This is a genomic window from Nocardia sp. NPDC058518 (genome assembly GCF_042719655.1).
Taxonomy (GTDB): domain Bacteria; phylum Actinomycetota; class Actinomycetes; order Mycobacteriales; family Mycobacteriaceae; genus Nocardia.
The window spans coordinates 82708-106327 of sequence record NZ_JBHXNJ010000015.1 but is presented as its reverse complement, the minus strand read 5'-3'; the positions used below and the strand labels follow the sequence as shown (position 1 = coordinate 106327).

At 67.5% G+C, this 23620-nt stretch carries 21 protein-coding genes; 12 read left to right on the top strand and 9 right to left on the bottom strand.

Going from position 1 to position 23620, the window contains the following annotated elements:
- Positions 1 to 30: 30 nt before the first annotated feature.
- The 4 genes from mptB (at position 31) to ACFWPX_RS24115 (ending at position 4497) form a co-directional block, all read left to right on the top strand.
- On the top strand, positions 31 to 1749 hold the full coding sequence (gene mptB / locus ACFWPX_RS24130) for a polyprenol phosphomannose-dependent alpha 1,6 mannosyltransferase MptB (protein WP_378929217.1): 1719 nt from the start codon (positions 31 to 33) through the stop codon (positions 1747 to 1749).
- The gene (locus ACFWPX_RS24125; RefSeq protein WP_378912948.1) at positions 1746 to 2678 is read left to right on the top strand and encodes an ABC transporter ATP-binding protein; all 933 of its coding nucleotides are present in this window, start codon (positions 1746 to 1748) and stop codon (positions 2676 to 2678) included. Before mptB ends, ACFWPX_RS24125 begins: the two co-directional genes overlap by 4 nt.
- Positions 2675 to 3457, top strand: coding sequence for an ABC transporter permease (locus tag ACFWPX_RS24120; protein WP_378929215.1), 783 nt, complete (start codon positions 2675 to 2677; stop codon positions 3455 to 3457). Before ACFWPX_RS24125 ends, ACFWPX_RS24120 begins: the two co-directional genes overlap by 4 nt.
- Positions 3458 to 3525: 68 nt before the next feature.
- Positions 3526 to 4497, top strand: a complete 972-nt coding sequence (locus tag ACFWPX_RS24115) for a heme A synthase (protein WP_378929213.1) — start codon at positions 3526 to 3528, stop codon at positions 4495 to 4497.
- A 73-nt stretch (positions 4498 to 4570) separates the two neighbouring features.
- Here ACFWPX_RS24115 and ACFWPX_RS24110 read toward each other — a convergent pair whose 3' ends face one another.
- Entirely contained in the window at positions 4571 to 4936 is a 366-nt protein-coding gene (locus ACFWPX_RS24110) for a hypothetical protein (protein ID WP_378929211.1), read from the bottom strand.
- Positions 4937 to 5012: 76 nt separating this feature from the next.
- Here ACFWPX_RS24110 and ACFWPX_RS24105 point away from each other — a divergent pair, with 76 nt between their 5' ends.
- Entirely contained in the window at positions 5013 to 5978 is a 966-nt protein-coding gene (locus ACFWPX_RS24105; RefSeq protein ID WP_378929208.1) for a quinone oxidoreductase family protein, read from the top strand.
- 42 nt (positions 5979 to 6020) lie between these two features.
- Here the strand turns inward: ACFWPX_RS24105 and ACFWPX_RS24100 are convergent, their stop codons facing one another.
- Entirely contained in the window at positions 6021 to 6428 is a 408-nt protein-coding gene (locus tag ACFWPX_RS24100; protein WP_378929205.1) for a hypothetical protein, read from the bottom strand.
- Between the two features lie 86 nt (positions 6429 to 6514).
- Here ACFWPX_RS24100 and ACFWPX_RS24095 point away from each other — a divergent pair, with 86 nt between their 5' ends.
- Positions 6515 to 7837 carry an FAD-dependent monooxygenase gene (locus ACFWPX_RS24095; RefSeq protein WP_378929203.1) on the top strand — a complete coding sequence of 441 codons (1323 nt, stop codon included), beginning with the start codon at positions 6515 to 6517 and terminating at the stop codon, positions 7835 to 7837.
- Between the two features lie 91 nt (positions 7838 to 7928).
- On the opposite strand, the gene ACFWPX_RS24090 is transcribed toward ACFWPX_RS24095, so the two are convergent.
- Positions 7929 to 8864: a heme o synthase gene (locus ACFWPX_RS24090; protein WP_378929378.1), complete on the bottom strand. Its 936-nt coding sequence runs from the start codon at positions 8862 to 8864 to the stop codon at positions 7929 to 7931.
- Positions 8865 to 9366: 502 nt separating this feature from the next.
- Between ACFWPX_RS24090 and tkt the strand changes: the two genes are divergently transcribed.
- The 5 genes from tkt to pgl are packed head-to-tail and all read left to right on the top strand — an operon-like array spanning position 9367 to position 15905.
- On the top strand, positions 9367 to 11508 hold the full coding sequence (gene tkt, locus ACFWPX_RS24085; RefSeq protein WP_378912955.1) for a transketolase: 2142 nt from the start codon (positions 9367 to 9369) through the stop codon (positions 11506 to 11508).
- A gap of 4 nt (positions 11509 to 11512) precedes the next feature.
- Positions 11513 to 12646, top strand: a complete 1134-nt coding sequence (tal, locus tag ACFWPX_RS24080) for a transaldolase (RefSeq protein ID WP_378912956.1) — start codon at positions 11513 to 11515, stop codon at positions 12644 to 12646.
- A 4-nt stretch (positions 12647 to 12650) separates the two neighbouring features.
- Positions 12651 to 14222 carry a glucose-6-phosphate dehydrogenase gene (gene zwf / locus ACFWPX_RS24075; RefSeq protein WP_378912957.1) on the top strand — a complete coding sequence of 524 codons (1572 nt, stop codon included), beginning with the start codon at positions 12651 to 12653 and terminating at the stop codon, positions 14220 to 14222.
- On the top strand, positions 14219 to 15127 hold the full coding sequence (gene opcA, locus ACFWPX_RS24070; protein ID WP_378913151.1) for a glucose-6-phosphate dehydrogenase assembly protein OpcA: 909 nt from the start codon (positions 14219 to 14221) through the stop codon (positions 15125 to 15127). The genes zwf and opcA overlap by 4 nt, the downstream gene beginning before the upstream one ends.
- The gene (pgl, locus tag ACFWPX_RS24065; protein ID WP_378929201.1) at positions 15120 to 15905 is read left to right on the top strand and encodes a 6-phosphogluconolactonase; all 786 of its coding nucleotides are present in this window, start codon (positions 15120 to 15122) and stop codon (positions 15903 to 15905) included. Before opcA ends, pgl begins: the two co-directional genes overlap by 8 nt.
- Positions 15906 to 16036: 131 nt before the next feature.
- Here pgl and ACFWPX_RS24060 read toward each other — a convergent pair whose 3' ends face one another.
- The 3 genes from ACFWPX_RS24060 to ACFWPX_RS24050 are packed head-to-tail and all read right to left on the bottom strand — an operon-like array spanning position 16037 to position 17808.
- Positions 16037 to 16432, bottom strand: a complete 396-nt coding sequence (locus ACFWPX_RS24060; RefSeq protein WP_378929199.1) for a hypothetical protein — start codon at positions 16430 to 16432, stop codon at positions 16037 to 16039.
- Positions 16433 to 16462: 30 nt separating this feature from the next.
- The gene (locus ACFWPX_RS24055) at positions 16463 to 17500 is read right to left on the bottom strand and encodes a WXG100 family type VII secretion target (RefSeq protein ID WP_378929197.1); all 1038 of its coding nucleotides are present in this window, start codon (positions 17498 to 17500) and stop codon (positions 16463 to 16465) included.
- Positions 17497 to 17808 carry a hypothetical protein gene (locus ACFWPX_RS24050; RefSeq protein WP_378929194.1) on the bottom strand — a complete coding sequence of 104 codons (312 nt, stop codon included), beginning with the start codon at positions 17806 to 17808 and terminating at the stop codon, positions 17497 to 17499. Before ACFWPX_RS24050 ends, ACFWPX_RS24055 begins: the two co-directional genes overlap by 4 nt.
- A gap of 106 nt (positions 17809 to 17914) precedes the next feature.
- Between ACFWPX_RS24050 and ACFWPX_RS24045 the strand changes: the two genes are divergently transcribed.
- Positions 17915 to 18868: a hypothetical protein gene (locus ACFWPX_RS24045; protein WP_378929192.1), complete on the top strand. Its 954-nt coding sequence runs from the start codon at positions 17915 to 17917 to the stop codon at positions 18866 to 18868.
- Between the two features lie 6 nt (positions 18869 to 18874).
- Here ACFWPX_RS24045 and ACFWPX_RS24040 read toward each other — a convergent pair whose 3' ends face one another.
- From ACFWPX_RS24040 to ACFWPX_RS24030, 3 genes are read right to left on the bottom strand one after another with little or no spacing between them, the layout of a single operon-like run.
- Positions 18875 to 20575, bottom strand: a complete 1701-nt coding sequence (locus ACFWPX_RS24040) for an ABC transporter ATP-binding protein (RefSeq protein WP_378929190.1) — start codon at positions 20573 to 20575, stop codon at positions 18875 to 18877.
- 5 nt (positions 20576 to 20580) lie between these two features.
- Positions 20581 to 22311, bottom strand: coding sequence for an ABC transporter ATP-binding protein (locus ACFWPX_RS24035; protein WP_378929188.1), 1731 nt, complete (start codon positions 22309 to 22311; stop codon positions 20581 to 20583).
- 38 nt (positions 22312 to 22349) lie between these two features.
- Positions 22350 to 23321, bottom strand: coding sequence for an alpha/beta hydrolase fold domain-containing protein (locus ACFWPX_RS24030; protein WP_378929186.1), 972 nt, complete (start codon positions 23319 to 23321; stop codon positions 22350 to 22352).
- Positions 23322 to 23620: the final 299 nt, after the last annotated feature.

The window sequence follows — 23620 nt, the reverse complement described above, 5'->3', positions numbered from 1 at the left end:
TGGCGCCTGTGCCCACTAGGCTCTGAGCTCGTGGCGGTACTGGAGGGCGCGGCGCGCAAGACACTGGCGTTCGGGCGGCGAGCTCTCGGGCTCGACGTGTCGACGCCCGATCACACCGTCGCGGTGCTGCATCGCGACGAGACCGAGGTCCCCGGGCTCGACAAGCGCGAACGCGCGCAACTGGACCGGATCCGGCTCATGGGCGCGACCGGCACGGTGCTCATGGCGATCGCGGCGCTGGGGATCGGCGCCCAGCCGGTGCATCAGAACCCGGTCTCGGGCGTGCGGGTGCTCGGCATCTTCGCGCGAGCGCACACCGGGTCGCTCGCGATGTGCATGTTCGGCACCGCGCTGGTGATCGGTGCGTGGTTGCTGCTTGGGCGGTTCGCGATCGGTGGTCTCGCGGGATCACCCTTGCACCGTCTGACCCGCTCGCAACTGGATCGCACCCTGCTGCTGTGGATCATCCCGCTGTCGGTGGCGCCGCCGATGTTCAGCAACGACGTCTATTCCTATCTGGCACAGAGCGAGATCGCCGCCCGCGGGATCGACCCGTATTCCGAAGGGCCGGTCGCCGGACTCGGGATCGACAATGTGCTCACCAACAATGTGCCGACGATCTGGCGTGATACGCCCGCGCCGTACGGTCCGCTGTTCCTGTGGATCGGCCGCGGTATCGCGGAGCTGACCGGGGACAACATCATCGCCGGGGTGTGGGTGCACCGGTTGCTGGCGCTGGCCGGGGTCGCACTGATCGTGTGGGCGCTGCCGCGGTTGTCGGTGCGCTGCGGGGTGGCGCCGGTGAGTGCGCTGTGGCTCGGTGCGGCCAATCCGCTGGTGCTGTTCCACCTGGTCGGCGGCGTGCACAACGACGCGCTGATGCTCGGCCTGATGCTGGCCGGGATGGAGCTGATGCTGCGCGCGATCTACGGCGAAGGCGGCAAACCCGACCGGCTGACGGGCACGAATCTGCCACCTTTCGACGCTCGCGCCTACGGGTTGCTGATCAGTGGCGCGGTGGTGATCACCTTGTCGTCATCGATCAAGCTCACCTCCATCATCGCGCTCGGATTCGTGGGCATGGCACTGGCCAGACGCTGGGGCGGCACCTTCAAAGCTGTCGTCAAGGCCGCGGTCTTGCTGGGCGTGATCGCCGGGGCGGCAACACTTTTCATCGGCTTCGCCAGCGGGCTCGGCTTCGGCTGGATCCACACGCTCAGCGTCGCCAACGCCGTGCGGAGCTGGATGTCGCTGCCGACCATCATCGGGATCGTCACCGGATTCGGCGGCGTGCTGCTCGGCCTGGGTGACCACACGACCGCGCTGTTGTCGATCACCCGCCCGATCGCGGGTGCGGTGGCGGCCTTCATCACGGTTCGCATGCTCGTCGCCACCGGGATGGGCCGATTGCATCCTGTGGGCGCGCTCGGCGTCTCGCTGGCGGCGATCGTGCTGTTGTTCCCGGTGGTACAGCCCTGGTACCTGCTCTGGGCGATCGTGCCGCTGGCGGCATGGGCCACCCAGCCGGTGTTCCGCGTGCCCGCGGTCGCGTTCTCGGCGGTGGTGTCGATGTTGGTGATGCCGCGCGGTGCGGAGTTCCAGGTTTTCCAGATCATCGGCGCCGCGCTGGCGGCCGTCGTGTGCTTCGCGCTGTTCTTCGCGCTCACCCGGCACACCCTGCCCTGGCGGTCGCAGGCGGGGGTGTCGGCTCCGTCACAGGAGGGCACGCCTTACCGTGTGACATCGTGACAAGTCGCCCTGGACCCGCCGTTAGCGTCGACGGTGTGGTCAAGCGCTATGGCGAGACCACCGCAGTGGACGGTCTCCGGTTCGACGTAGAGCCCGCCCAGGTGTTCGCTCTGCTCGGCCCCAACGGCGCGGGCAAGACCACCACCGTCGAGATGTGCGAAGGCTTCGTGCGCCCGGACGCGGGCACCGTTCGCGTCCTCGGCCTCGACCCGATCGCCGACTCCGAGCAGTTGCGTCCGCGCATCGGCGTGATGCTCCAGGGCGGCGGCGCCTACCCCGGTGCCCGCGCCGGCGAGATGCTCGACCTGGTCGCCGCCTACTCCGCCGATCCCATCGACCCGGACTGGCTGCTGTCGACGCTGGGCTTGCAGGACAATCGCCGCACCCCCTATCGACGCCTGTCCGGCGGCCAGCAGCAGCGGCTCGCGCTCGCTTGCGCGCTGGTCGGCAAGCCCGAGATCGTGTTCCTCGACGAACCGACCGCCGGGCTCGACGCCCAGGCCCGGCTGATCGTCTGGGAACTCATCGACGCGCTGCGCCGCGACGGCGTGAGCGTCGTGCTCACCACGCACATGATGGACGAGGCCGAACAGCTCGCCGACCATCTCGTCATCATCGATCACGGGCAGATCGTCGCCCAGGGCACTCCCGCCGAGGTCACCGCCCATGGCGCGGCGGGCCAGCTGCGGTTCTGCGCACCGCCGAAACTCGACCTTAACCTGCTGACATCGGCTCTCCCGGAAGGCTTTTCGCCGCGCGAGACGACGCCGGGCACCTACCTCGTCGAGGGTGAGATCAACCCGCAGGTGCTGGCCACCGTCACCGCCTGGTGCGCCAGGATGGACGTGCTGGCCACCGACATCCGCATCGACCAGCGCCGCCTCGAAGACGTTTTCCTCGAACTGACCGGACGGGACCTGCGCGGATGAGCGAGACCACCAGCCGTTTCCTGCCCGGCACCTTCACCCCCGATCCGCGTCCCGCCACGCGGACCACGATGCTCACGGCGCAGACCGGGCTCGAGCTGAAACTGTTGTTGCGCAACGGCGAACAGCTGCTGCTCACCATGTTCATCCCGATCACCCTGCTCATCGGGCTCTCCCTGCTGCCGTTCGGCGACCTCGGCGAGCACCGGGTGGACCGGATCGTGCCGATGGTGATGATGACCGCGGTGATGTCGACCGCGTTCACCGGCCAGGCCATCGCCGTCGGCTTCGACCGCCGCTACGGCGCCCTCAAACGGCTCGGCGCGACGCCGCTGCCCCGCTGGGGCGTGATCGCGGGCAAGTGCGCTGCCGTGCTGATCGTGGTGGTGCTGCAGGCGATGCTGCTCGGCGCCATCGGCGTCGCGCTGGGGTGGCGGCCCGGCATCGGCGGACTCGCCCTCGGCGCGCTGGTGATCGCGCTCGGCACGGCCACCTTCGCGGCGATGGGGCTGCTGCTCGGCGGCACGCTCAAAGCCGAGATCGTGCTCGCGCTGGCCAATATCTTGTGGTTCATCATGCTCGGCATCGCCAGCCTGGTACTCGTCGGCGATACCCTGCCCACCGCGCTGAGCATGCTCGCGCGGCTCATCCCGTCCGGTGCGCTGGCCTATGCGCTGGACACGGCCCTGTCGGGATCGATCGACTGGTTCGGGGTGGCGGTGCTGGCGGCGTGGGGCGTGGTGTGCGGGTGGCTCGCGACCCGGCTGTTCCGGTTCAGCTGACGTGACCAACGACGCACTGTAGTAGCCCTGGTATCAGCGCCGAATTCCCGGCCGGTACCATTCCTGACGTGCTGTATCGCGCCTTCGTTGGCCTCGTCGACCGGCTGCCGCTCCCCTCGCTGCGGGTGCAGCGGCTCATCGCCATCGCGGTGATCCTCAGCCAGGCGGGAATCTCGGTGACCGGCGCCATCGTGCGCGTCACCGCCTCCGGGCTCGGCTGCCCGACCTGGCCGCAGTGCTTCCCCGGCAGCTTCACCCCGATCGGGGTATCGGAAGTGCCGGTCCTGCACCAGACCGTGGAGTTCGGCAATCGGCTGCTCACCTTCGTGGTGACACTGTGCGCGGCGTTGATCGTGCTGGCCGTCGTCCGGGCGCGCAGGCGCAAGGAAGTTCTGGTCTACGCCTGGTTGATGCCCGGCGGCACCGTCGTGCAGGCGATCATCGGCGGGATCACCGTGCGCACCGGTCTGCTGTGGTGGACCGTGGCTGTGCACCTGCTCGCCTCGATGGTGATGGTGTGGCTCGCGGTGGTGCTGTACGCGAAGATCAGCGAACCCGACGACGGCATCGAGACCGTCCAGGTGCCCGCTCCCCTGCGCTGGCTCACCGCGCTGTCGGGCGTGGCGCTCGCGGGGGTACTCATCGCGGGCACCCTGGTCACCGCGGCCGGGCCCCATGCCGGCGACAAGAGCATCGAGCGACAGGTCGAGCGGCTGGAAGTCGAGATCGTCACGCTGGTGCACCTGCACTCGCAGTTGCTGATCGGCTACCTGGCGCTGCTGATCGGACTCGCCTTCGGGCTGTACGCCGTCGGCATGTCGGCGGCCATCCGCAAGCGGTTGTTCGTGCTGCTCGGGCTGGTGCTGGCGCAGTCGCTCGTCGGCATCGTCCAGTACTTCACCGATGTGCCCGCCGCGCTCGTTGCCATCCATGTCGGCGGGGCCGCGGCCTGTACCGCGGCGACCGCCGCGCTGTGGGCATCGCTGCGTACCCGCGAGAAGATCGACGCGCCCGCGTTGTCACAGACTTCCGTGCACTGAGGTTTCCGGTACCTCTCGAACAACGAAAAAGCCCGCGTCGCAGTGCGATTCGCGGGCTTTTCTCGTCAGTGGGTCAGGCGCCGGCGAACAACTTCGCGTTACGCGCCTTCGGGAACTTGGTCTGACGGGCGACCCAACCGGCCATCTTGGCCCAGTGCGACGCAGCAGGGGTAACGATCGAGCCCAGCTCACGGCTCCACTCGTCGGTCTCGGCAAGACCGTCGACGCGCTCGACGATCGCCTTCGCGGTCGCCATATCGCCGACCACCCGGTCGCCGAGGATGCCGTCGGCACCGACCAGGGTGATCCGCACGCCCTGCTTGCCGATGTACTGCAGCACGGCGGTTCCCGAACCACCGTGCTGGGCGAGGAACTTCACGATGGACTTCTCGACCTCGGCCGGCACCTTCACGGCCTCGGGGGCGGCGGTTGTACTCATGAACCGCAGTTTACCGGCCGGTAGTTTCCAGTCCAGCCCCGAGTGGTCTGGAACACGGGGTGTAGAAAGGGGACTCATGCGCGCGATTCAGGTTTCCGAGCACGGTGGTCCCGAGGTCCTGCGGTCCGTCGAGGTGGCAGACCCGCAGGCCGGACCCGGTCAGCTGCTGGTCGAGACCCAGGGTGTGGGTGTCAATTACATCGACATCTACTTCCGCACGGGCCAGTACCCACAGGCGACGCCCTATATCCCGGGCTCCGAGGGCACGGGCGTCGTGGTGGCGATCGGTTCGGACGTCACCGAGTTCTCGATCGGCGATCGAGTCGCCTGGGCGTCGGCACCCGGCAGCTACGCGACGATGGTCGCCGTCGACGAGGCCGTCGCGGTGAAGGTGCCCGACGACGTCGAACCCGCCGTCGCGGCCGCCGCCCTGCTCCAGGGCATGACCGCCCACTACCTGATCGAATCGGTGTTCTCCCCCGAACCCGGCGACCCGGTGCTCATCCACGCGGGCGCGGGCGGCGTCGGGCTGCTGCTCACCCAGATGGCGGTCGCGAAGGGAGCCAGGGTGATCACCACGGTCTCCACCGACGCCAAGGAAAAACTCTCCCGCGAAGCAGGCGCCACCGACGTCCTGCACTACGGCGACGACCTCGCCGCCCGAGTCCGCGACCTCACCGACGGCATCGGCGTCGCCGCGGTCTACGACGGCGTCGGCGCCAGCACGTTCGAAGCAAGCCTTGCTTCCCTGCGCGTGCGCGGCACCCTAGCCCTCTTCGGCGCAGCCAGCGGCGCGGTCCCGCCCTTCGACCCCCAGCGCCTCAACCCTGCCGGTTCGCTGTGGCTGACTCGCCCCTCCCTGGGCGCGTACACCCGAGACCGCACCGAATTCCTCTGGCGTGCAACGGATGTCTTCGACTGGATCGCCGCCGGAACCTTGAACCTTCGCGTCGGTGCCACCTATCCGCTGGCCGATGCCACCCAGGCCCACCGCGACTTGGCCGACCGCAAGACCACCGGCTCGATCGTCCTGCTGCCCTAGTCGGCGAGGCCGGGCACTCCGGTGTCCGGCCTCGCGCTCAGCTCAGTAGTCGCGGCCGGTGAGGCCGCGGTAGACGAAGCGGGTGATCGACTCGATCGCCTCCTCGTCGGCGAGGGGCACCGAACCGTCCTCGACCATGCGCAACATCCCGTCGACCGCGGCGAACATCATGGCCAGGCTGGCATCGACCGTTCCCGGCAGGCGTAGCCCGCGTTCCGGGAAATCCGCCACGTGGTCGGCCATGTCGGTGCGTTGTTCGGCGCCGAAGCCCGCGACGATCCGCGCGAAATCCGGGCTGACCTGGGCTGCCTGACCCATCGCGCGCAGGACCGAGGCGTGTTCGCGGGCGAAGGTCCAGTAGCCGCGGACGTGGTATCGCACTGCCGCCGGATCGGTGAAGTCGCCGTTGTGCGCCGGATCGGCCGCTCGCTCGTCGCCCGCCACCGCCATATCGCGCAGAAGTGCTTGCAGCAGCTCCTCTTTGCTCGCGCAAGTGGTTGTAGAACGAGCCGGCGGCGCGGCCCGCGGCGGTGGTGATGTCGGTGATCTTCGCCGGGCGCGAGCTCCCGGTGATGCGTGCCTACTTCGCGGGGATCTTCGCCGGCGAGCTCCGCATGGCCGAACCGGTCGAGCCGACACCGGATGTGCCGTATCCGAATGCCTGGGTGCTCGGCCAGTCCGACACCGAGGCCATCCTGCGGGCGCGGCTCGCCGAGCTCGGGGTGAGGGTCGAATTCGGCACGGCGCTGGTCGATGTGACCCAGGACGACACCGGCGTCACGGTGACACTGCACCGGGACGGCACACCGGAGACGGTGCGCGCGAGCTATCTGGTCGGTGCCGACGGTGGCGCGAGCGCGGTGCGCAAGCGCCTCGGGATCGCGTTCGACGGCAGCACCGACGACTCGATCAAGATGCTGCTCGGCGATGTCCGCGCCGATGCCCTCGACCACGATTACGGCTATTGGTTCGCTGCCGCGGCCGACCAGCCGATGACCGGCTTCGCCCTGTCCCCACTACCGGGCGCGCGGCGCTTCCAGTTCGCCGCCCCGCTGGCCGACGACCGCTCCCCCGATCTGGCCACCCTGCAGGATCTCGCCGACCGCCACGGCCCCGAGGCAGGTCTGTTGCTGAGCGACCTGTCCTGGATCACGGTGTGGCGCCCCAATATTCGACTCGCGCAACGATTCCGCGACGGCCGGGTGTTCCTCGCAGGCGATGCCGCCCACGTCCACCCGCCGACCGGCGGACAGGGCTTGAACACCGGTGTCCAGGACGCCTACAACCTGGGCTGGAAACTGGCCGCTGCCCTCGGCGGCGACCCCGCCCCGCTCGACACCTACGAACCCGAACGCCGCACCGTCGCGGCCCGAATCCTCGGCCTGAGCACCGAGCTCCTCGACAAGCTCGTCGACGGTGACGAGGACGCGATGCGCCGCGGCCCCGAAACCCGCCAACTCGGCATCACCTATCGCTCCCCCACCGACCACGGCCCGCTCGTGGCCGGTGACCGCGCGCCCGACGCCCTGCTCCACGACGAAGTCGGCCGCCCACTCCGTCTGTTCGACCTCTTCCGCGGGCCCCACGCCACCCTGCTCCGTTTCGCCCCGGCAACCGGCGCACCCGACGCCGAGCTCTCAGCTCTCGCAGCCTCCGGGCGAGCGGGCTACGCGCATTCCGGCATCCGCACCGTCGACATTCGTCGCGTCGATGCCCCCACCAACGGATCCGCCGACACCGACCGGCCCGCGTGCACGACGCTCGTCGACACCGACGGCCACGCGTTCACCGCCTACGCCGCTGTGCCGGGCAATCACGTCCTGATCCGCCCGGACGGCCACCTCGCCTATCGCTGGTGAGTCCTTCACCGACGGTCAGCCGCGTCGTAACGGGTGGTCCGGAAACGACAGTGGCCGGGCATCGCTGCCCGGCCACTGTTCCGAGAATGTCTTACAGCCCGATGAGGCTGCCGATCGTGTCCCATCCGAGCACCGAGTCGACGGCCAGACCACAGAACACCACCGCGAGGTAGTTGTTCGACTGCAGGAACAGCTTCAGCGGCTTCACCGACTCGCCACGGCGCACCCCGGCGTAGAGCTGGTGCGCCATCAGCAGGAACCAGGCACCGGCCACGAGCGCGACCGCCGCGTAGATGACACCCGTCGCGGGCACCAGCGCCATCGTGGCGAGCACCGTCAGCCAGGTGTAGATGACGATCTGCTTGGTCACCACCTGCTCGGTAGCGACCACCGGCAGCATCGGCACACCGGCCGCGCGGTAGTCCTCCTTGTAGCGCATGGCCAATGCCCAGGTGTGCGGCGGCGTCCAGAAGAAGATCACCGCGAACAGCACCAGTGCGGGCCAGCCGATATCGCCGGTCACCGCGGACCAGCCGACCAGTGCGGGCATACACCCGGCCGCGCCGCCCCACACCACGTTCTGCGAGGTCCGGCGCTTGAGGCCCTTGGTGTAGACGAAAACGTAGAACAGGATCGTCGCGACGACCAGCGCGCCGCTGAGCAGGTTGGCCTGCCACCACAGCCAGGCGAAGGAGATCGCGCCGAGCACAACACCGAACACGAGCGCGTGTGAGGTGGGCACCGCATCGCGGGCGAGTGGCCGGCGTGCGGTCCGCTTCATCACCTTGTCGATGTCGGCGTCGGCGACACAGTTGAGGGTGTTGGCACTGGCCGCGCCCATCCAGCCACCGAACAGGGTGACCAGGATGAGCCGGATGTCGACGGTGCCGCGGTCGGCCAGCAACATCGTCGGAATGGTCGCGACGAGCAGCAGCTCGATGACGCGTGGCTTGGTGAGGGCGATGTAGGCAAGGGGCTTGCGCACTACCCGCGCGGCGAGGCTGTCGCCCGCGAGGCGGTCGGCCAGCGCCGTCGACGAAGTTCCGTGCGCACCGCTACTACCCGGCTCGTGACCGATCCGCACTGTTTCTCCTCGCACGCTGTGCTTCGCTTCGCATCCGGTAATGGAACGAGCAGCGCGCGGCTGCGGCGCGGCCACTACTACAGAGGATGGTAGACCCACTCACCTGCCGCTCCGCGCCAGACCCCCGCCACCGTGGGCGCGGTCACTACGCCCCGAGACCGTCTATCCCGGGCCCACGTGGCGGTGAACCCGCGCCGACGCGCAGGTGAACGCCCATCGCGACGTGGCCGGCGTGCGCCCCGACGATGGTCGACACCGCACCCCGCCGGTACGCGGCGATCCGAACTAGACTCATCGCCAGGGTTCGCGCCAATCCGGTGTAGCGGCACCACTAGGGTATTCCTGTACATCGGTACGCACCCCGGCCGCGTGCGACCCGCAGGATCCTCATCGCCGCTGCCAAGCTATCGCCGTCGACGAAACCTAGGTCAGGAGAACCACGGTCGTGCCAGTCACAGACGACATTCGCGCCCTCACTCAGCGGAACTATCCCAGCGACTGGACGGACCTCGACACCTTGGCCGTCGACACCGCCCGGGTACTCGCTGCCGACGCCGTGCAGAAAGCGGGCAACGGGCACCCCGGCACCGCGATGAGCCTCGCGCCGGTCGCCTACACGCTGTTCCAGCGCACGATGCGCCACAACCCGGCGGAGCCGCGCTGGGTCGGCCGCGACCGGTTCGTGCTGTCCTGTGGGCATTCCAGCCTCACCCTCTACATCGAGCTCTACCTGGCCGGTTTCGGCCTGGAGCTGACCGATCTCGAGCACCTGCGCCAGTGGGACTCGCTCACCCCGGGCCACCCCGAATTCCGCCACACCGACGGCGTCGAGATCACCACCGGCCCGCTGGGCCAGGGTCTGGCCTCCGCGGTCGGCATGGCGATGGCCGCACGACGTGAGCGCGGCCTGTTCGATCCGGACGCCCCCGAGGGCACCAGCCCGTTCGACCACTTCATCTACACGATCGCCTCCGACGGCGACCTGCAGGAGGGCGTCACCGCCGAGGCCTCCTCGATCGCGGGCACCCAGCAGCTGGGCAACCTCGTGGTGATCTACGACGACAACGAGATCTCCATCGAGGACGACACCGACATCGCCTTCACCGAAGACGTGGCCAAGCGCTACGAGGCCTACGGCTGGCAGGTGCAGATCGTCGAGGGTGGCGAAGACGTGGTCGCCATCGAGAAGGCTCTGGAAGCGGCCAAGGCCGAGACGTCCAAGCCCTCGATCATCATCCTGCGCACCATCATCGGCTTCCCGGCTCCGAACAAGATGAACACCGGTGGCGCGCACGGCGCAGCGCTCGGCCCCGACGAGGTCGCCGCGGTGAAGAAGGCGCTCGGCTTCGATCCGGAGAAGTCCTTCGACGTCGACCCGGCCGTCATCGAGCACACCCGCAAGGCACTGGCCCGCGGCGCCGAAGCACAGGCGAAGTGGCAGCAGAGCTTCGACCAGTGGGCCGAGGCCAACGCGGCCAACAAGGCGCTGTTCGATCGCCTGCAGACCCGCTCACTGCCCAAGGGCTGGACCGAGGCGCTGCCGAGTTTCGAGGTCGATCCCAAGGGCATGGCCACCCGCAAGGCGTCGGGCAAGTTCCTCGCCGCGGTCGCCGACGAGCTGCCCGAGCTGTGGGGCGGTTCGGCCGACCTGGCCGAGTCCAACAACACCACGATGCCCGGCCAGGCGAGCTTCGGCCCCGAGTCGATCTCCACCGGCGCGTGGAAGGCCAACCCGTACGGGCGCACCCTGCACTTCGGTATCCGTGAGCACGCGATGGGCTCGATCCTCAACGGCATCGCCCTGCACGGCCCGACCCGCCCCTACGGCGGCACCTTCCTCGTGTTCAGCGACTACATGCGCCCGGCCGTCCGCCTGGCCGCGCTGATGCGGGTGCCCGCCATCTACGTGTGGACCCACGACTCCATCGGCCTCGGCGAGGACGGTCCGACCCACCAGCCGGTCGAGCACCTGGCCGCGCTGCGCGCGATCCCCGGCCTCAATGTGGTTCGCCCGGCCGACGCCAACGAGACCGTCCACGCCTGGCGCACCGTGCTCGAGCGTGACTCCGACGAGCACATCTCGCACTTCCCGGTGCACGAGTCGCCCAAGCAGGACGGCCCGTCCGCGCTGGCATTGACCCGCCAGGACGTCCCGACCCTGGAGGGCACCAGCTACGAGGGTGTCAAGAAGGGCGGCTACGTGCTGGCCGAGGCATCCACCGGCACCCCGGAAGTGATCCTCATCGGCACCGGCTCCGAGGTCCACCTCGCGGTGGCCGCGCGCACTACCCTGGAAGAGCAGGGCATCCCGACCCGCGTGGTCTCGATGCCGTGTGTGGAGTGGTTCGACGTGCAGGATCAGGGATACCGCGACGAGGTGCTGCCCCCGTCGGTGCGGGCCAGGGTCGCGGTCGAAGCCGGTATCGCGATGCCGTGGTACCGATTCGTCGGTGACGCGGGCGAAATCGTGTCCATCGATCACTTCGGCGCGTCGGCCGATTACAAGACTCTGTACCGCGAATTCGGTATCACCCCCGATGCCGTCGTCCGCGCGGCACTGCGTTCCACCGACAAGGTGAAGGGGTAGAACCATGGCACAGAACGAGAATCTCGCCGCGCTCTCGGCCGCGGGCGTCTCGGTGTGGCTCGACGATCTCTCGCGTGATCGCATCCAGTCCGGCAATCTCGCCGAACTGATCGCGACCCGCAGCGTCGTCGGTGTCACCACCAACCCGAGCATCTTCCAGGCCGCGCTGAGTGTGGGCCACGCCTACGAGGCGCAGCTGAAAGACCTTGCGTCCCAAGGTGCCGACGCCGACGCGGCGATCCGCACGATGACCACCGACGACGTGCGCGCCGCCTGCGACGTGCTCGCGCCGGTGTTCGAGGCGACCGGTGGCGTGGACGGGCGGGTGTCGATCGAGGTCGACCCGCGGTTCGCCTTCGACGCCGACAAGACCGTCGCCCAGGCGATCGAGCTGTGGAAGATCGTCGACCGCAAGAACCTGTTCATCAAGATCCCGGCCACCGAGGCGGGCCTGCCCGCGATCACCTCGGTGATCGGCGAGGGCATCAGCGTGAACGTGACGCTGATCTTCTCCGTGCCGCGCTACCGCGCGGTGATGGGCGCCTACCTCGACGGTCTGCGCAACGCCAAGATCGTCGGCCACGACCTGGCCAAGATCCACTCGGTCGCGTCGTTCTTCGTCTCTCGGGTGGATACCGAGATCGACAAGCGCCTCGAGGCGATCGGCACCCCGGAGGCTCTTGCCCTGCGTGGCAAGGCCGGTGTGGCCAACGCTCGCCTGGCCTACGCCGAGTACCAGGACGTGTTCGACGGTGGCGCGCACACCTCCACCTACAACCACCTGGCCTCGCAGGGTGGCAACCGGCAGCGGCCGCTGTGGGCGTCGACCGGGGTGAAGAACCCGGACTACCCCGACACCCTCTACGTCACCGAACTCGTCGGCCCGAACACGGTCAACACCCTGCCGGAGAAGACGCTGCAGGCGTTCGCCGATCACGGTGAGGTGCTGGGCGACACGCTCAGCGGCCGCGGTGCCGAGGGTGCCCAGGTCTTCGCCGATCTGGCCGCGGCCGGTATCGATCTCGACGACGTGTTCGCGCTGCTCGAGCGCGAAGGCGTCGACAAGTTCGAGAGCGCGTGGGAAGAACTGATCGAGGCCACCACCGGCGCGCTCGGCGTCGCGGCGGAGGGCAACTGACACGATGGCCGGCACAGCATCGACGGATCAGGCGGCGGGGCTGTGGCACAACCCGCTGCGCGACGAACGCGACAAACGTGTTCCCTTCATCGCGGGCCCGTGCTGCCTGGTGATCTTCGGTGTCACCGGAGATCTGTCCCGCAAGAAGCTGATGCCGGCCATCTATGACCTGGCGAACCAGGGGCTGTTGCCCCCTGGTTTCGCCCTGGTCGGCTTCGCCCGGCGCAACTACGCCGACGAAGACTTCGCCGCGGTGGTACTCGAGGCCGTGAAGAAGCACGCGCGCACCCCTTTCCGCCAGGAGGTCTGGGACCACCTGGCCGAGGGGCTGCGGTTCGTGCAGGGCAGTTTCGACGACGACGCGGCGTTCGCGACGCTCGCCGATACCTTGGCCGACCTCGACGAGACCCGGGGCACCGGCGGCAATTACGCCTTCTACCTGTCGATTCCGCCGAATATGTTCCCGGTGGTGCTCGATCAGCTCTCCGAACACGACCTGGCCCAGGCCAAAGCAGAGCCCGACGGGTACACCCCGTGGCGGCGCGTGGTGATCGAGAAGCCGTTCGGCCACGACCTGACCAGCGCCAAGGAGCTCAACGCCCTGGTCAACCGGGTCTTCCCGGAGGAGCAGGTCTTTCGCATCGACCACTACCTCGGCAAGGAAACGGTCCAGAACATTCTGGCGCTGCGCTTCGCCAACGAGTTGTTCGAGCCGATCTGGAACGCCAACTATGTCGACAGCGTGCAGATCACCATGGCCGAGGACATCGGCTTGGGTGGTCGCGCGGGCTATTACGACGGGATCGGCGCCGCGCGTGACGTCATCCAGAACCACCTGTTGCAGCTGCTCGCGCTGACCGCGATGGAGGAGCCGACCTCCTTCGAACCGATGCAGCTCACCACCGAGAAGATCAAGGCCCTCTCGGCCACCAAACTCGTTGCGCCGCTGGATGAGACGACCGCGCGCGGGCAATACACCGAGGGCTGGCAGGGCAGCGAGCACGTGGTCGGCCTGCACCAGGAAGAGGGCTTCGATCCGCAGTCGCGGACCGAGACCTACGCCGCGCTCACCCTGCATGTGGAGAACCGCCGCTGGGCGGGTGTGCCGTTCTATCTGCGGACCGGAAAACGCTTGGGCCGCAGGGTGACCGAGATCGCGGTGGTGTTCAAGCGCGCGCCGCACCTGCCCTTCGACCAGACCATGACCGAGGAACTCGGCCAGAACGCGCTGGTCATCCGGGTGCAGCCGGACGAGGGCATCACCTTGCGCTTCGGCTCCAAAGTCCCCGGCTCCGGTATGGAAGTACGCGACGTGAACATGGACTTCAGCTACGGCGAAGCGTTCACCGAGTCCTCCCCCGAGGCCTACGAACGGCTGATCCTCGACGTGCTGCTCGGCGTGCCGTCGCTGTTCCCGGTCAACGCGGAGGTCGAATTGTCCTGGCGCATCCTCGATCCCGTGCTCGCGCACTGGGCCGCGGGCGGCAAACCCGAACCCTACGAGGCCGGTACCTGGGGTCCCACCTCGGCCGATGAGATGCTCGCGCGCAGCGGGCGGGAATGGCGGCGTCCGTGATCGTCGACATGCCCGATACCAACACCGTCGATGTCGGTAAGCGGATGGTGCTGTTGCGCGAGACCAACGGCGTGATCACCCAGGGCCGCGTGCTCACGCTGGTGGTGTGCACCCTGGACTCCTCGGAGGCCGAGGACGCGATCGACGCCGCCAACGACGCCAGCCGCGAACATCCCTGCCGGGTCATCGTGCTGGCGCGTGGTGACCGCGACGCCGAGACCCGCCTCGACGCCCAGATCCGCGTCGGTGGTGACGCCGGTGCGGCCGAGGTGATCGTGCTGCGCCTGCAGGGTGCGCTGGTGAACCACGAGAGCAGCGTCGTGACCCCGTTCCTGCTGCCCGACACCCCGGTGGTGGCGTGGTGGCCGCGTGGCGCGCCGGAGTACCCGTCGATGGACTCGGTGGGCAAGCTGGCCAAGCGCCGCATCACCGATGCCACCTACGCCCCCGATCCGCAGGCCGCGATCAAGAAGCGCCGCTTCTCCTATGCGACCGGTGACACCGATCTGGCGTGGAGCCGCATCACCTACTGGCGGGCCCTGCTGGCCGCGGCGCTGGACGAGCCGCCGTTCGAACCGGTCACCTCGGTCACCGTGTCGGGCCTGGCCTCCGAACCCGCACTCGACACCCTGGCCGGCTGGCTGGCCTCCCGTCTGCACTGCCCGGTGATCCGCAAGACCGGGGAGCTGAAGGTGGAAATCCAGCGTGCCACCGATTCGATCGCCATCGAACGCCCGCAACTAGGAAGGACGGCAACGCTGACCCGCACCGGCGAACCCGACCAGCGGATCGCGCTGGCACGCCGGGAAACTCGCGATTGCCTCGCCGAAGAACTGCGCCGGCTCGACGCCGACGAGATCTACGCCGAGGCGCTCGCCGGAATCGAGAAGGTGACCTATGAGTGACCATATCGACGTACACGACGACCTCGGTGCCGAATTCCCCGCGAATACGATCGAGATCCACGACGATGCCGAACTGCTCGCCGACGCGGCCGCCGAACGCTTCGTCGACGTGATCGTCGCCGCCCAGGCCCAACGCGGCAATGCCTCGGTCTCCCTCACCGGCGGCAGCGACGGCATCCGCCTGCTCGAGCGAGTCCGCCAGTCCCCCGGCGACATCGACTGGTCCACCCTCTACGTCTACTGGGGCGACGAGCGTTTCGTTCCCTCCGGCGACAAGGACCGCAACGAACTCCAGGCCCGCGAGGCGCTGCTGGACTTCGTCCCGTTGAACCCCGCCCATGTCTTCCCGATAGGCCCCTCCGACGGCCCCTACAGCACCCCGGAGGAAGCCGCGGCCGCCTACGCCCAGCTCGTGCACACCGAACTCGACGAACGCGGCGAGTTCGACCTCACGGTCCTCGGCATGGGCCCCGAAGGCCACATCGACTCCCTGTTCCCGCACTCCCCCGCGGTGCAGGAGACAACCGATTACGTTGTCGCCGTCCACAATTGCCCGAAACCCCCGCCGACCAGGGTCACGATGACCCTGCCCGCGATCCACCGCTCCCGCCACGTGATGCTCGTGGTCAGCGGCGAAGGCAAGGCCGCCGCGGTAGCCGCCGCGGTAGGCGGCGCCTCCCCCGACGACATCCCGTCGGCCGGTGCGGTCGGCATCGAGTCGACCACCTGGGTCATCGACGAGGCCGCGGCGACGGGTCTCCTGCTCGACGAGGAATAACACACCTGACGAAGCCGGTCCCGTGAATCTGGGGCCCGGCTTCCTCAGGTCAAGGGAACGGTCAGGGTGCTTGCTCACCGAATTCGGCGGCCGGTGTTTCTCCGGCCCGGCCCACTCGCGATAACCGTCAGCTAATCGTCACGCGGCGCGTAGAGCTCGGGATTGAATAGCGAACGCGCGCCAGAATGCGTGTACAGCTTGCGCTGCAGTGTCCGGAGTACAGCGATACCCTCGGCGTCGGGAAACGAGCTGACCAGACGGAATTCCACGCCTGCACCGAATAGGTCACTGCCGAAGGCGAGTTCGCTCAGAAACAGCACCCGAGCCGTGTCGACCTCAGAAAGTTTCTCCCCGGCAGAGGTAGCTCGACGCAACCGGTCCACATCATCATCGAAATGATCTCGATCCGAATATCCGAGCGCGCGTATAGGTATCGGCGCGCGCGTCGAAATCCCCGCCCAACTCGCAAGACATGCGTCGACGAAGTCGCGCTCTCGAATACTCAACGCCGCCATGTCGTATTCCACCGTAGTTCCCTTCGATTGAGCCCCGCCCACTTACTTCGCACCAGTCTTTCCGGACTGCGTGCCTCCGGTACCACCAGGGGGTTGCGATCCAGTGCGCGTCCCGTCTTTTCCGTCGCCAAGGGATGGGTCATTGACCTGACCCGTTAGTCGAATGAACTCGCCTAACGGGTCTTTAGGTCTGTAGACGGTGCCGTGGTCGGTTGTATTCGGATCGATAATAACGATGAAGCCGTCATAGCTCATCATCACCGGATCACCCTTGTGGTCTTTGCCGAGCCGCTCCATCTGCGAGCCAGAGATGATCTGGTAGACCTTCTCTGCCAGATCATCTTGTGTCATTCCCTTGAAATCGTCAGTGTGCTTCGTCCACGCATGCCCGTACGCGATTTCTTGGGCCATACGTCGTGCGGGGTCACTACTCCATCCGCCGGGTGGCTGAGGCAGACCAGGTACCTGGAATACCGCACCGGTGTCCAGGTTCTCGGGGAGGTCGACAAACGCTTCCTCGATCGCCCTCTGTACCGAGGAAGCCGCAGTGCGCGCGTTCTCCAACGCCTGCTTCACCGCAGTGGTCGACGCATCCGCATCGACCTGGAGGGCTCCGGCCGCGACCGAATAGGAGGTTGCGTCCGGCAACTGCAACAACAGCGTTTGATGCGTACTCGTCGAGATCTTGACCGTACCGTCGTCACCAACCTCGTACCCATTGGATTCCGCTGACTTCACGGCGTTCACCAGCGCAGATTTTGCCGCGGCCAGTGTGCCTGCACCCGACTGTGCCACGGTCGCGCCGTCCTGCAACGCTGTGATGAAAATCCTAGTGGTAGTGCGGATCTCCTCGTGCTTTGTCCGCATCGCGTCCGCCGCACTGCCCGTCCAGAAATCCCGGCTACCATCAACCGCGCGGTACTGCGTGTCATCGAAAGTCGTCAGTTTCTGCGCCTGGGAGGACCACGCGTCACCCCGCGCGGCAAGGGTCGCAGGTTCCCACGCCAGAACCTGTGCGACGGTGAGAGTATCCGCGCCTGCGGCCCCCGACTGCTGTTCCTCGGTGCCGAGCGTGCTCATGCCAGCGCCGCCTGCTGAGCTGCGAGGTCGCCCGCGTTCTGCATGTCCGTGCTCTGAAACTCGGTGACCACGGTCGACGTCGTCGTCGACAGCGCGTCATAGTCCGCGATCACCGTCTTGGCCGCCTTGATGACCTTCCCGATCGCCGCTGTCGCCACGTCAGGAACTTTCGTTCCCGGCAATGTCACCACGGCTTCACCGGTCTCACCGGTAAAAACACCGGTCATCTCGGCCTCGGCCCTGCCAAGTGTGGTCGCGAGCTCCTGTGTCCGTGTCGGATCGAGATCCAAATCCGATGCGCCAGCCATGATTCCCCATTTCCCGTAGTTCCCTCCGGCCGTCACCGTAGCGACAGCGACCAGCCCACGCAATGACGACGGCCTCGAGCCGTCGACGTGCTCGCACCAGCCCGATATGATTCGGCCGCTGCTGGGTCACGCGAACGAAGCAGCACTGCGATGCCGTGATGCCACAGCGGGGCGGCAAGTCGGACAGAAGGTTCAACGCATGGCGGACGTCGACCCGGTCTCGGGCCATATCGAACAGCTCCAACGGGCGCTCACCGACGCGAGAGGCCGGGCGGTCAGCGCTGATGGGTCACTTCGCCTCGAAGCAGGTGCGAACGGCACGATCCACAGCATCGAGTTGGGCGATAGTGGCGCCGATCTCGGTGCGGCTGCGGTGGTTTCGTTGATCCTCGAGCTGCATCGCGAAGCAGTCGCCGAGGCTGCCGCGACCATGCGTGCGGCAGTGGCGGCGCTGAGCAGCGATCCACGGCTGCACGAGGACCGCCAGGAGGTCGTCGGCAAGCTTGCACGGCCCCGTCCTGAGTCTGAATATGTTGCAGCACCACAGCACTACTCGCCGCACCAGTCCAGCACGACCAGGGAAGCCAACGGCGCTCCACGCGTGCGGAATAGTTCGCCGTCAGGTGAGTTGCAGAGGCGGCCGACGCCACATAAGGAACCGGAGCGCGCCAGGTCGGCACCTCTTCCGACACCGCCTCAAAAACCGGCAGCGCCGCCGAAACTCTCGGCGTTCGATCCGGTCACCTTCGCACCGCTGCCGAGGGCAAACCGTCCCGTGCCGCCGAATCAGCGTTCCATCGCGCCTGATCTGAGCGGCACGAGTTCGGGCGCGTCCCCCGAAAAGCCGATCACCCACGACGCGCGAGACGTCGGTAGCGATGCCGAACCGGCGAGCAGACCACTGAGCATCGAGCTGGCGGCGACGGAAACCGACTTCGTCCCTGCCGATCCGTTCGCCTCGTGGGGCGAGCCCGGTGACGGCACTGGAATCGCGCCGGGGAGTTGGCTTCCCGACGACAATCTGATGCTGTCCGACGACTGGTGGGAATGGCGGCGATAACAGCTGTCAGGTGACTGGGGTCAGAGAGCTCGCCCAGAAGTCGGCGTAGCGGCCTCCTTGGTGGAGGAGTTCGTCGTGGGTGCCGTCTTCCTCGATGTGGGCGTGGTCGAGGAAGATGATGCGGTCGGCGCGGCGGACGGTGCGTAGGCGGTGGGCCACCATCACGACGGTTCGGCCTGCCATCAGGCGTTCGATTCCCGCGTGGACCGCGGCCTCGTTCAAGGGGTCGAGGGCGGAGGTCACCTCGTCGAGCAGGACGATCGGGGCGTTCTTCAGGAGGGCTCGGGCGATCGAAACACGTTGGCGCTCACCGCCGGACAGTGATGTGCCGCCTTCGCCGACGTTCGTTGCCCAGCCGCCGGGGAGACGGGCGATCACCTCGTCGAGGCGGGCCGCGCCTGCTGCTGCTCGCACCTCGTCGTCGGTGGCGTCGGGGCGGCCGAGGCGGATGTTGTCTTCGATCGTGCCGTCGAAGAGGTAGACGTCCTGGAACACGATGGCGAACTGGGCCATCAGTGTTTCGGTGCTGATGGAGCGCACGTCGACGCCGCCGATGCGTACGGTGCCCGAGTCGACATCGTAGAAGCGGGCGATCAGTTGCAGCAGCGAGGTTTTGCCCGCTCCGGACGGCCCGACGACGGCCAGCCGTTGTCCTTGGGGAACCGTGAGCGATACCTCGTCGAGCACCGTGCGGGTGCCGTGCCGGAGGGTGACGGCCTCGAAGCTCAGGTCGTGGGCTCGCGGCTGGAGCGGGGTACTGGGTTCCGGCAAGGTCTCCGTCCGCAGGAGTGCGTCGAGACGCACCAGTTCGGATCGGGCGCTGCGGAGTTGGCCGCCGATATCAGCGAGCGACAGGAGTGGGTCGGCGCAGCGGGCGGCGAGGATCAGGATCGCCAGAAACTCTGCCGCACCGATGTTTCCACCGAGGGCGAGGTAGGTGCCGAGCGCCAGCAGCACGGTGAACATCGCTTGGACCGCGAGCGAGAGGCCGAGGATTCCGGGTAGCGCCGTGAATGCTCGGCGGCGCGACATGCGAGCGACTTCCCGCAGCGAATCGTCGAGCAGGCCGAACCGTTGCGCGGTGCGCCCTCCAGCCCGCAGAACCGGCTGGGCCTGCAGATATTCGATGACACGTTGCGCGGCGTCGTGGTCACGTTCGTGCCGCCGCGCGTCGTCGACCGCCATCGCGCGCCCCGACCAGACCTGGATCGCCGCGACGATCGGCACGGCGGCGGCCGCGGCCAACGCCAGCTGCCAGTTGAACGCGAACATCACGACGATGATCGTCAGCGGCGTCACCGCGGCGGAGATGAGCGGCGACATCAAATGTGCGAGCACACTCAACGCTTGCAGGACACCACGACTGGCGAGCACCGACACCTCACCGACACGACCTGCCGTGTACCAACCGATGGGCAGCCGGGCCAGATGATCACCGAGTCGGTAGTACACACCACGCAGCAGTGTGGTCCCGACCCGGAAACCGGACAGGTCGCTGAGATATCGCAGGACCGCGTAGAGAGCAACGGCACCACCCAGTGCGATCAGCCAGGGCCTGGCGTCGGCGGGATCGTCGCCGAACAGCGCTCGCAGTACGGGAACGAGCAGCGCGTAGGACAATCCCTCGGCGACCGCGGTCACGGTCATCAGCGCGACGGTGCGCCGGACCGGTCGGGCGTACTCGGGTCCGAGTACACGCAACAACATGCGAATCATCGTGGGTCTCCCTGTAGTTCCTCGGTCACCGTTCGGTGCGAGTGCCAGAAATCGGCGAACTTTCCCTGTTGGGCAAGCAGATCGGCGGGTCGGCCGCGTTCGGCAATGGTGCCGTTGTCGAGCATCACGACCATGTCGGCGTCGGCGATCGTCTCCAGCCGGTGGGCGATCACCAGGATGGTCCGGTCGCGGCCGAGCGAGGTCAATGCCTGCCGCACCGCCCGTTCGGTGTGTGGGTCGGCGAAGGCGGTCGCCTCGTCGAGGACCAGCACCGGTGCGTCGGCGAGCAAGGCTCGTGCCAGCGAAATCCGTTGCGCCTCACCGCCGGACAAGGCCGCGTCGTCACCGATCACCGTGTCGTAGCCGTGCGGCAACTCGAGGATGCGGTCGTGGATATTCGCCAGACGCGCGGCACGAATCACGTTGTCGCGGTCGGTATGTGGGACGGCGAGGGCGATATTGTCCGCGACCGACGCGCGCAGCAGTCGCACATCCTGGAAGACGAACGAGACCGTCCGATAGAGCTCGCGGCTACCGAGTTCACGCAGGTCGACGCCGCCGAGTGTCACCGTGCCGTGGGTCGGGTCGAAGAACCGCGGCAGCAGCTGGACCAGGGTGGATTTGCCACTGCCAGACGGCCCGACGAGTGCTGTCACGGTGCCGGGCTCGAGCACCAGGTCGATCCCGCGCAGCACTTCGTGTTCGGCGTCGTAGCCGAATCGGACCCCGCGCAGCTCCACCCGGTGCCCCCGCGGTGCCATCGGCCGGGTCGGCTCCGGCAGCGGCGCCTCGTCGAGCACGTCGCGAATCCGGCCTGCCGCGCGCCGAGCTGCCTGGAGATCGTCGAAACCGTGCCCGAGCGCGGCCACGGGTGCGGTCAGGCCGATGCCGAGCAGCAGGAACGGCAGCAGATCGGCCGGGGCCATCGCACCGTTCGTGATCAGCACCGTGCCGCCGATCAGCACGACCAGCAGCACGAACGGCGGCGACAGCGCCACCTGCATGCCCGCCGCGATCCCCGCCAGCCCACGCACCATCCGCAGGAAGATGTCGGCGAAATCGTCAGTGGCCGTGCGGAATCTGCGATGAGCGCGCTCGGACCCGCCGAATGCCTTCACCACCGCGATGCCCTGCACGAACTCGACGACCGAGCTGGCGATACCACCCATGGCGGTATCGAAATCCTGCTGTTCGCGTAGTCGGCTGGGGGTCATCATCAACGGGACGAGCGCGATGGCCACCACCACCGGGATCAGGGTGATGAGGGTGAGCCGCCAATCGACGGTGAACAGGTAGACCAGTGAAACCGACGGCACGACGAACGCGGACACCAGTTCGCCGGGCGCGTGGGCGATGAACGGATGCACGGCGCTCACATCGTCGCCGACGATCTTCGCCAGCTCACCGGTACGACGCCGCGCGAACCAGCCGATCGGCACCCGCGCCAGCTGATCGGCCAGCTGCCGCCGGAACGACAGCTGGACTCGATCATCGAGGAGATGCCCGATAGCCGAAGACGCTGCGGTACAGAGTAATCGGACCAGCAGACCCACCGCGCCTGCCAGCACGACGAGCCATACATGAGCGTGGTCGACCTCGTCGGGCGACAGCAGGGTACGACCCAGCTCGACTACTGCCAGCAACGGAGCCAGCCCCGCCACGGCGCCGACGACCTGTAGGATCACCACTGCGCCGAAACTGCCGAGATACGGGCGCAGCAGTCTCATGAGACTCGTTGTCCGAATCAGTTGTTCACTGCTGGTTGTCATCGACGTGCTCCCGAACGCACAGCCAGGTGGCTTCGCAAATGGTCGAGGATCTCCGCGCGGGCCGGTCCGGCGGCGGGGATCAGCCCCGACATGCTCAGGAATCCGTGCGTCGCTTCGGGATAACGGGTCAGCGTCACCTCGACACCCGCCTGCCGCAGACGAGCGGCGTAGGCGGGCGATTGATCTTCCAGCGGATCCAGACCCGCGGACTGGATGAGCGTGGGGACGGAGTGGGCGAGGTCGTCGTGGAACATCGGCGAAATCGTTCGCGCGTCGAAACCTTCGGGCAGCGCGATACGTTGCACCGCACGGCAATTGGCTGGGGTCGCCGTGGGGCTGTCCGCGTTCTCGGTGAACGAGGGATATTCGAACACCCCATCGGTCCAATCGAGTTGGGGGTTGATCAATACCTGTGTCCGCAGGTGAGGAGTCTCGAAGGCGGTCAGCGCCGCGAGTGACGCGCCCGCGCTACTTCCGAGCAGTGCGAGCCGAGTTCCGTCCGCGTCCGCGCCCCACTGCCCTGCCTGCGCGGCAAGTCGAGGCACTGCGTCGCGGGCATCCTCGACAGCGGCGGGAATCGGATGCTCAGGCGCGAGCCGGTAATCGACCGAAGCGACCACCGCCGGACACTCGGCAGCCAGGTGACTCAGCAGCCAATCGTCCTGCTCGGGCACCCCACTGATGAATCCGCCACCGTGGAACGCGACGATCAAAGGCAGCCCCGAACCTCCTCGCACGGGCCGATGCACGCGAACATTCAGTGCGCGACCAGGCAGTTCGAGCGTGTGCGTCGTGGTGCGCGCACCGCGGTCCGGCTTACCCGTGATGAGTGCCCCGATCGCGGACCGACGCAACTTCTCCTGCGCCCCGCGCGCCTCCACAACCTCCGCGGGGGTGATCGAATCCCAATCCGGCCCACCATTGAGCGCGGCCAACACCCGCATCCGTAGGGGAACTCTGCCTCGCATGATGTGCCTCCTGGCGCTCACTCACCACCCGCTCTCCCGGCGGCGTGGAGCAACCATGACAGCCGCGACCACCACTGCGCTTTCGGAAACATGCGGTCACCGTCGACGACCGGCTCGCTCGGCAATGCGCCGTGTTCGAGTCGTTCAAACATTTTTCCGTCGGATCATGATCGATCCCACAGCATGTCGGCCGAGCTCCCTGTCCGCCCATCCCGTCCGGACCCACACCTGGGAACACCGGGTAAAATCTCGGGCGATCGGTGTGGCGGGGGACGCGAGTTGCCAAACCGGGAACGTCA

Excerpts from the sequence above, each read along its gene's own strand:
- ACFWPX_RS24030 (WP_378929186.1), bottom strand. The coding sequence starts at position 23,321 with ATGCGAGGCAGAGTTCCCCTACGGATGCGGGTGTTGGCCGCGCTCAAT.
- ACFWPX_RS24095 (WP_378929203.1), top strand. The coding sequence starts at position 6,515 with ATGTCGGTGATCTTCGCCGGGCGCGAGCTCCCGGTGATGCGTGCCTAC.
- ACFWPX_RS24055 (WP_378929197.1), bottom strand. The coding sequence starts at position 17,500 with ATGAGCACGCTCGGCACCGAGGAACAGCAGTCGGGGGCCGCAGGCGCG.
- ACFWPX_RS24035 (WP_378929188.1), bottom strand. The coding sequence starts at position 22,311 with ATGAGACTGCTGCGCCCGTATCTCGGCAGTTTCGGCGCAGTGGTGATC.
- ACFWPX_RS24050 (WP_378929194.1), bottom strand. The coding sequence starts at position 17,808 with ATGGCTGGCGCATCGGATTTGGATCTCGATCCGACACGGACACAGGAG.
- ACFWPX_RS24120 (WP_378929215.1), top strand. The coding sequence starts at position 2,675 with ATGAGCGAGACCACCAGCCGTTTCCTGCCCGGCACCTTCACCCCCGAT.
- ACFWPX_RS24045 (WP_378929192.1), top strand. The coding sequence starts at position 17,915 with ATGATTCGGCCGCTGCTGGGTCACGCGAACGAAGCAGCACTGCGATGC.
- ACFWPX_RS24110 (WP_378929211.1), bottom strand. The coding sequence starts at position 4,936 with ATGAGTACAACCGCCGCCCCCGAGGCCGTGAAGGTGCCGGCCGAGGTC.
- ACFWPX_RS24105 (WP_378929208.1), top strand. The coding sequence starts at position 5,013 with ATGCGCGCGATTCAGGTTTCCGAGCACGGTGGTCCCGAGGTCCTGCGG.
- ACFWPX_RS24040 (WP_378929190.1), bottom strand. The coding sequence starts at position 20,575 with ATGTTGTTGCGTGTACTCGGACCCGAGTACGCCCGACCGGTCCGGCGC.
- pgl (WP_378929201.1), top strand. The coding sequence starts at position 15,120 with ATGAGTGACCATATCGACGTACACGACGACCTCGGTGCCGAATTCCCC.
- zwf (WP_378912957.1), top strand. The coding sequence starts at position 12,651 with ATGGCCGGCACAGCATCGACGGATCAGGCGGCGGGGCTGTGGCACAAC.
- ACFWPX_RS24100 (WP_378929205.1), bottom strand. The coding sequence starts at position 6,428 with ATGGCGGTGGCGGGCGACGAGCGAGCGGCCGATCCGGCGCACAACGGC.
- tal (WP_378912956.1), top strand. The coding sequence starts at position 11,513 with ATGGCACAGAACGAGAATCTCGCCGCGCTCTCGGCCGCGGGCGTCTCG.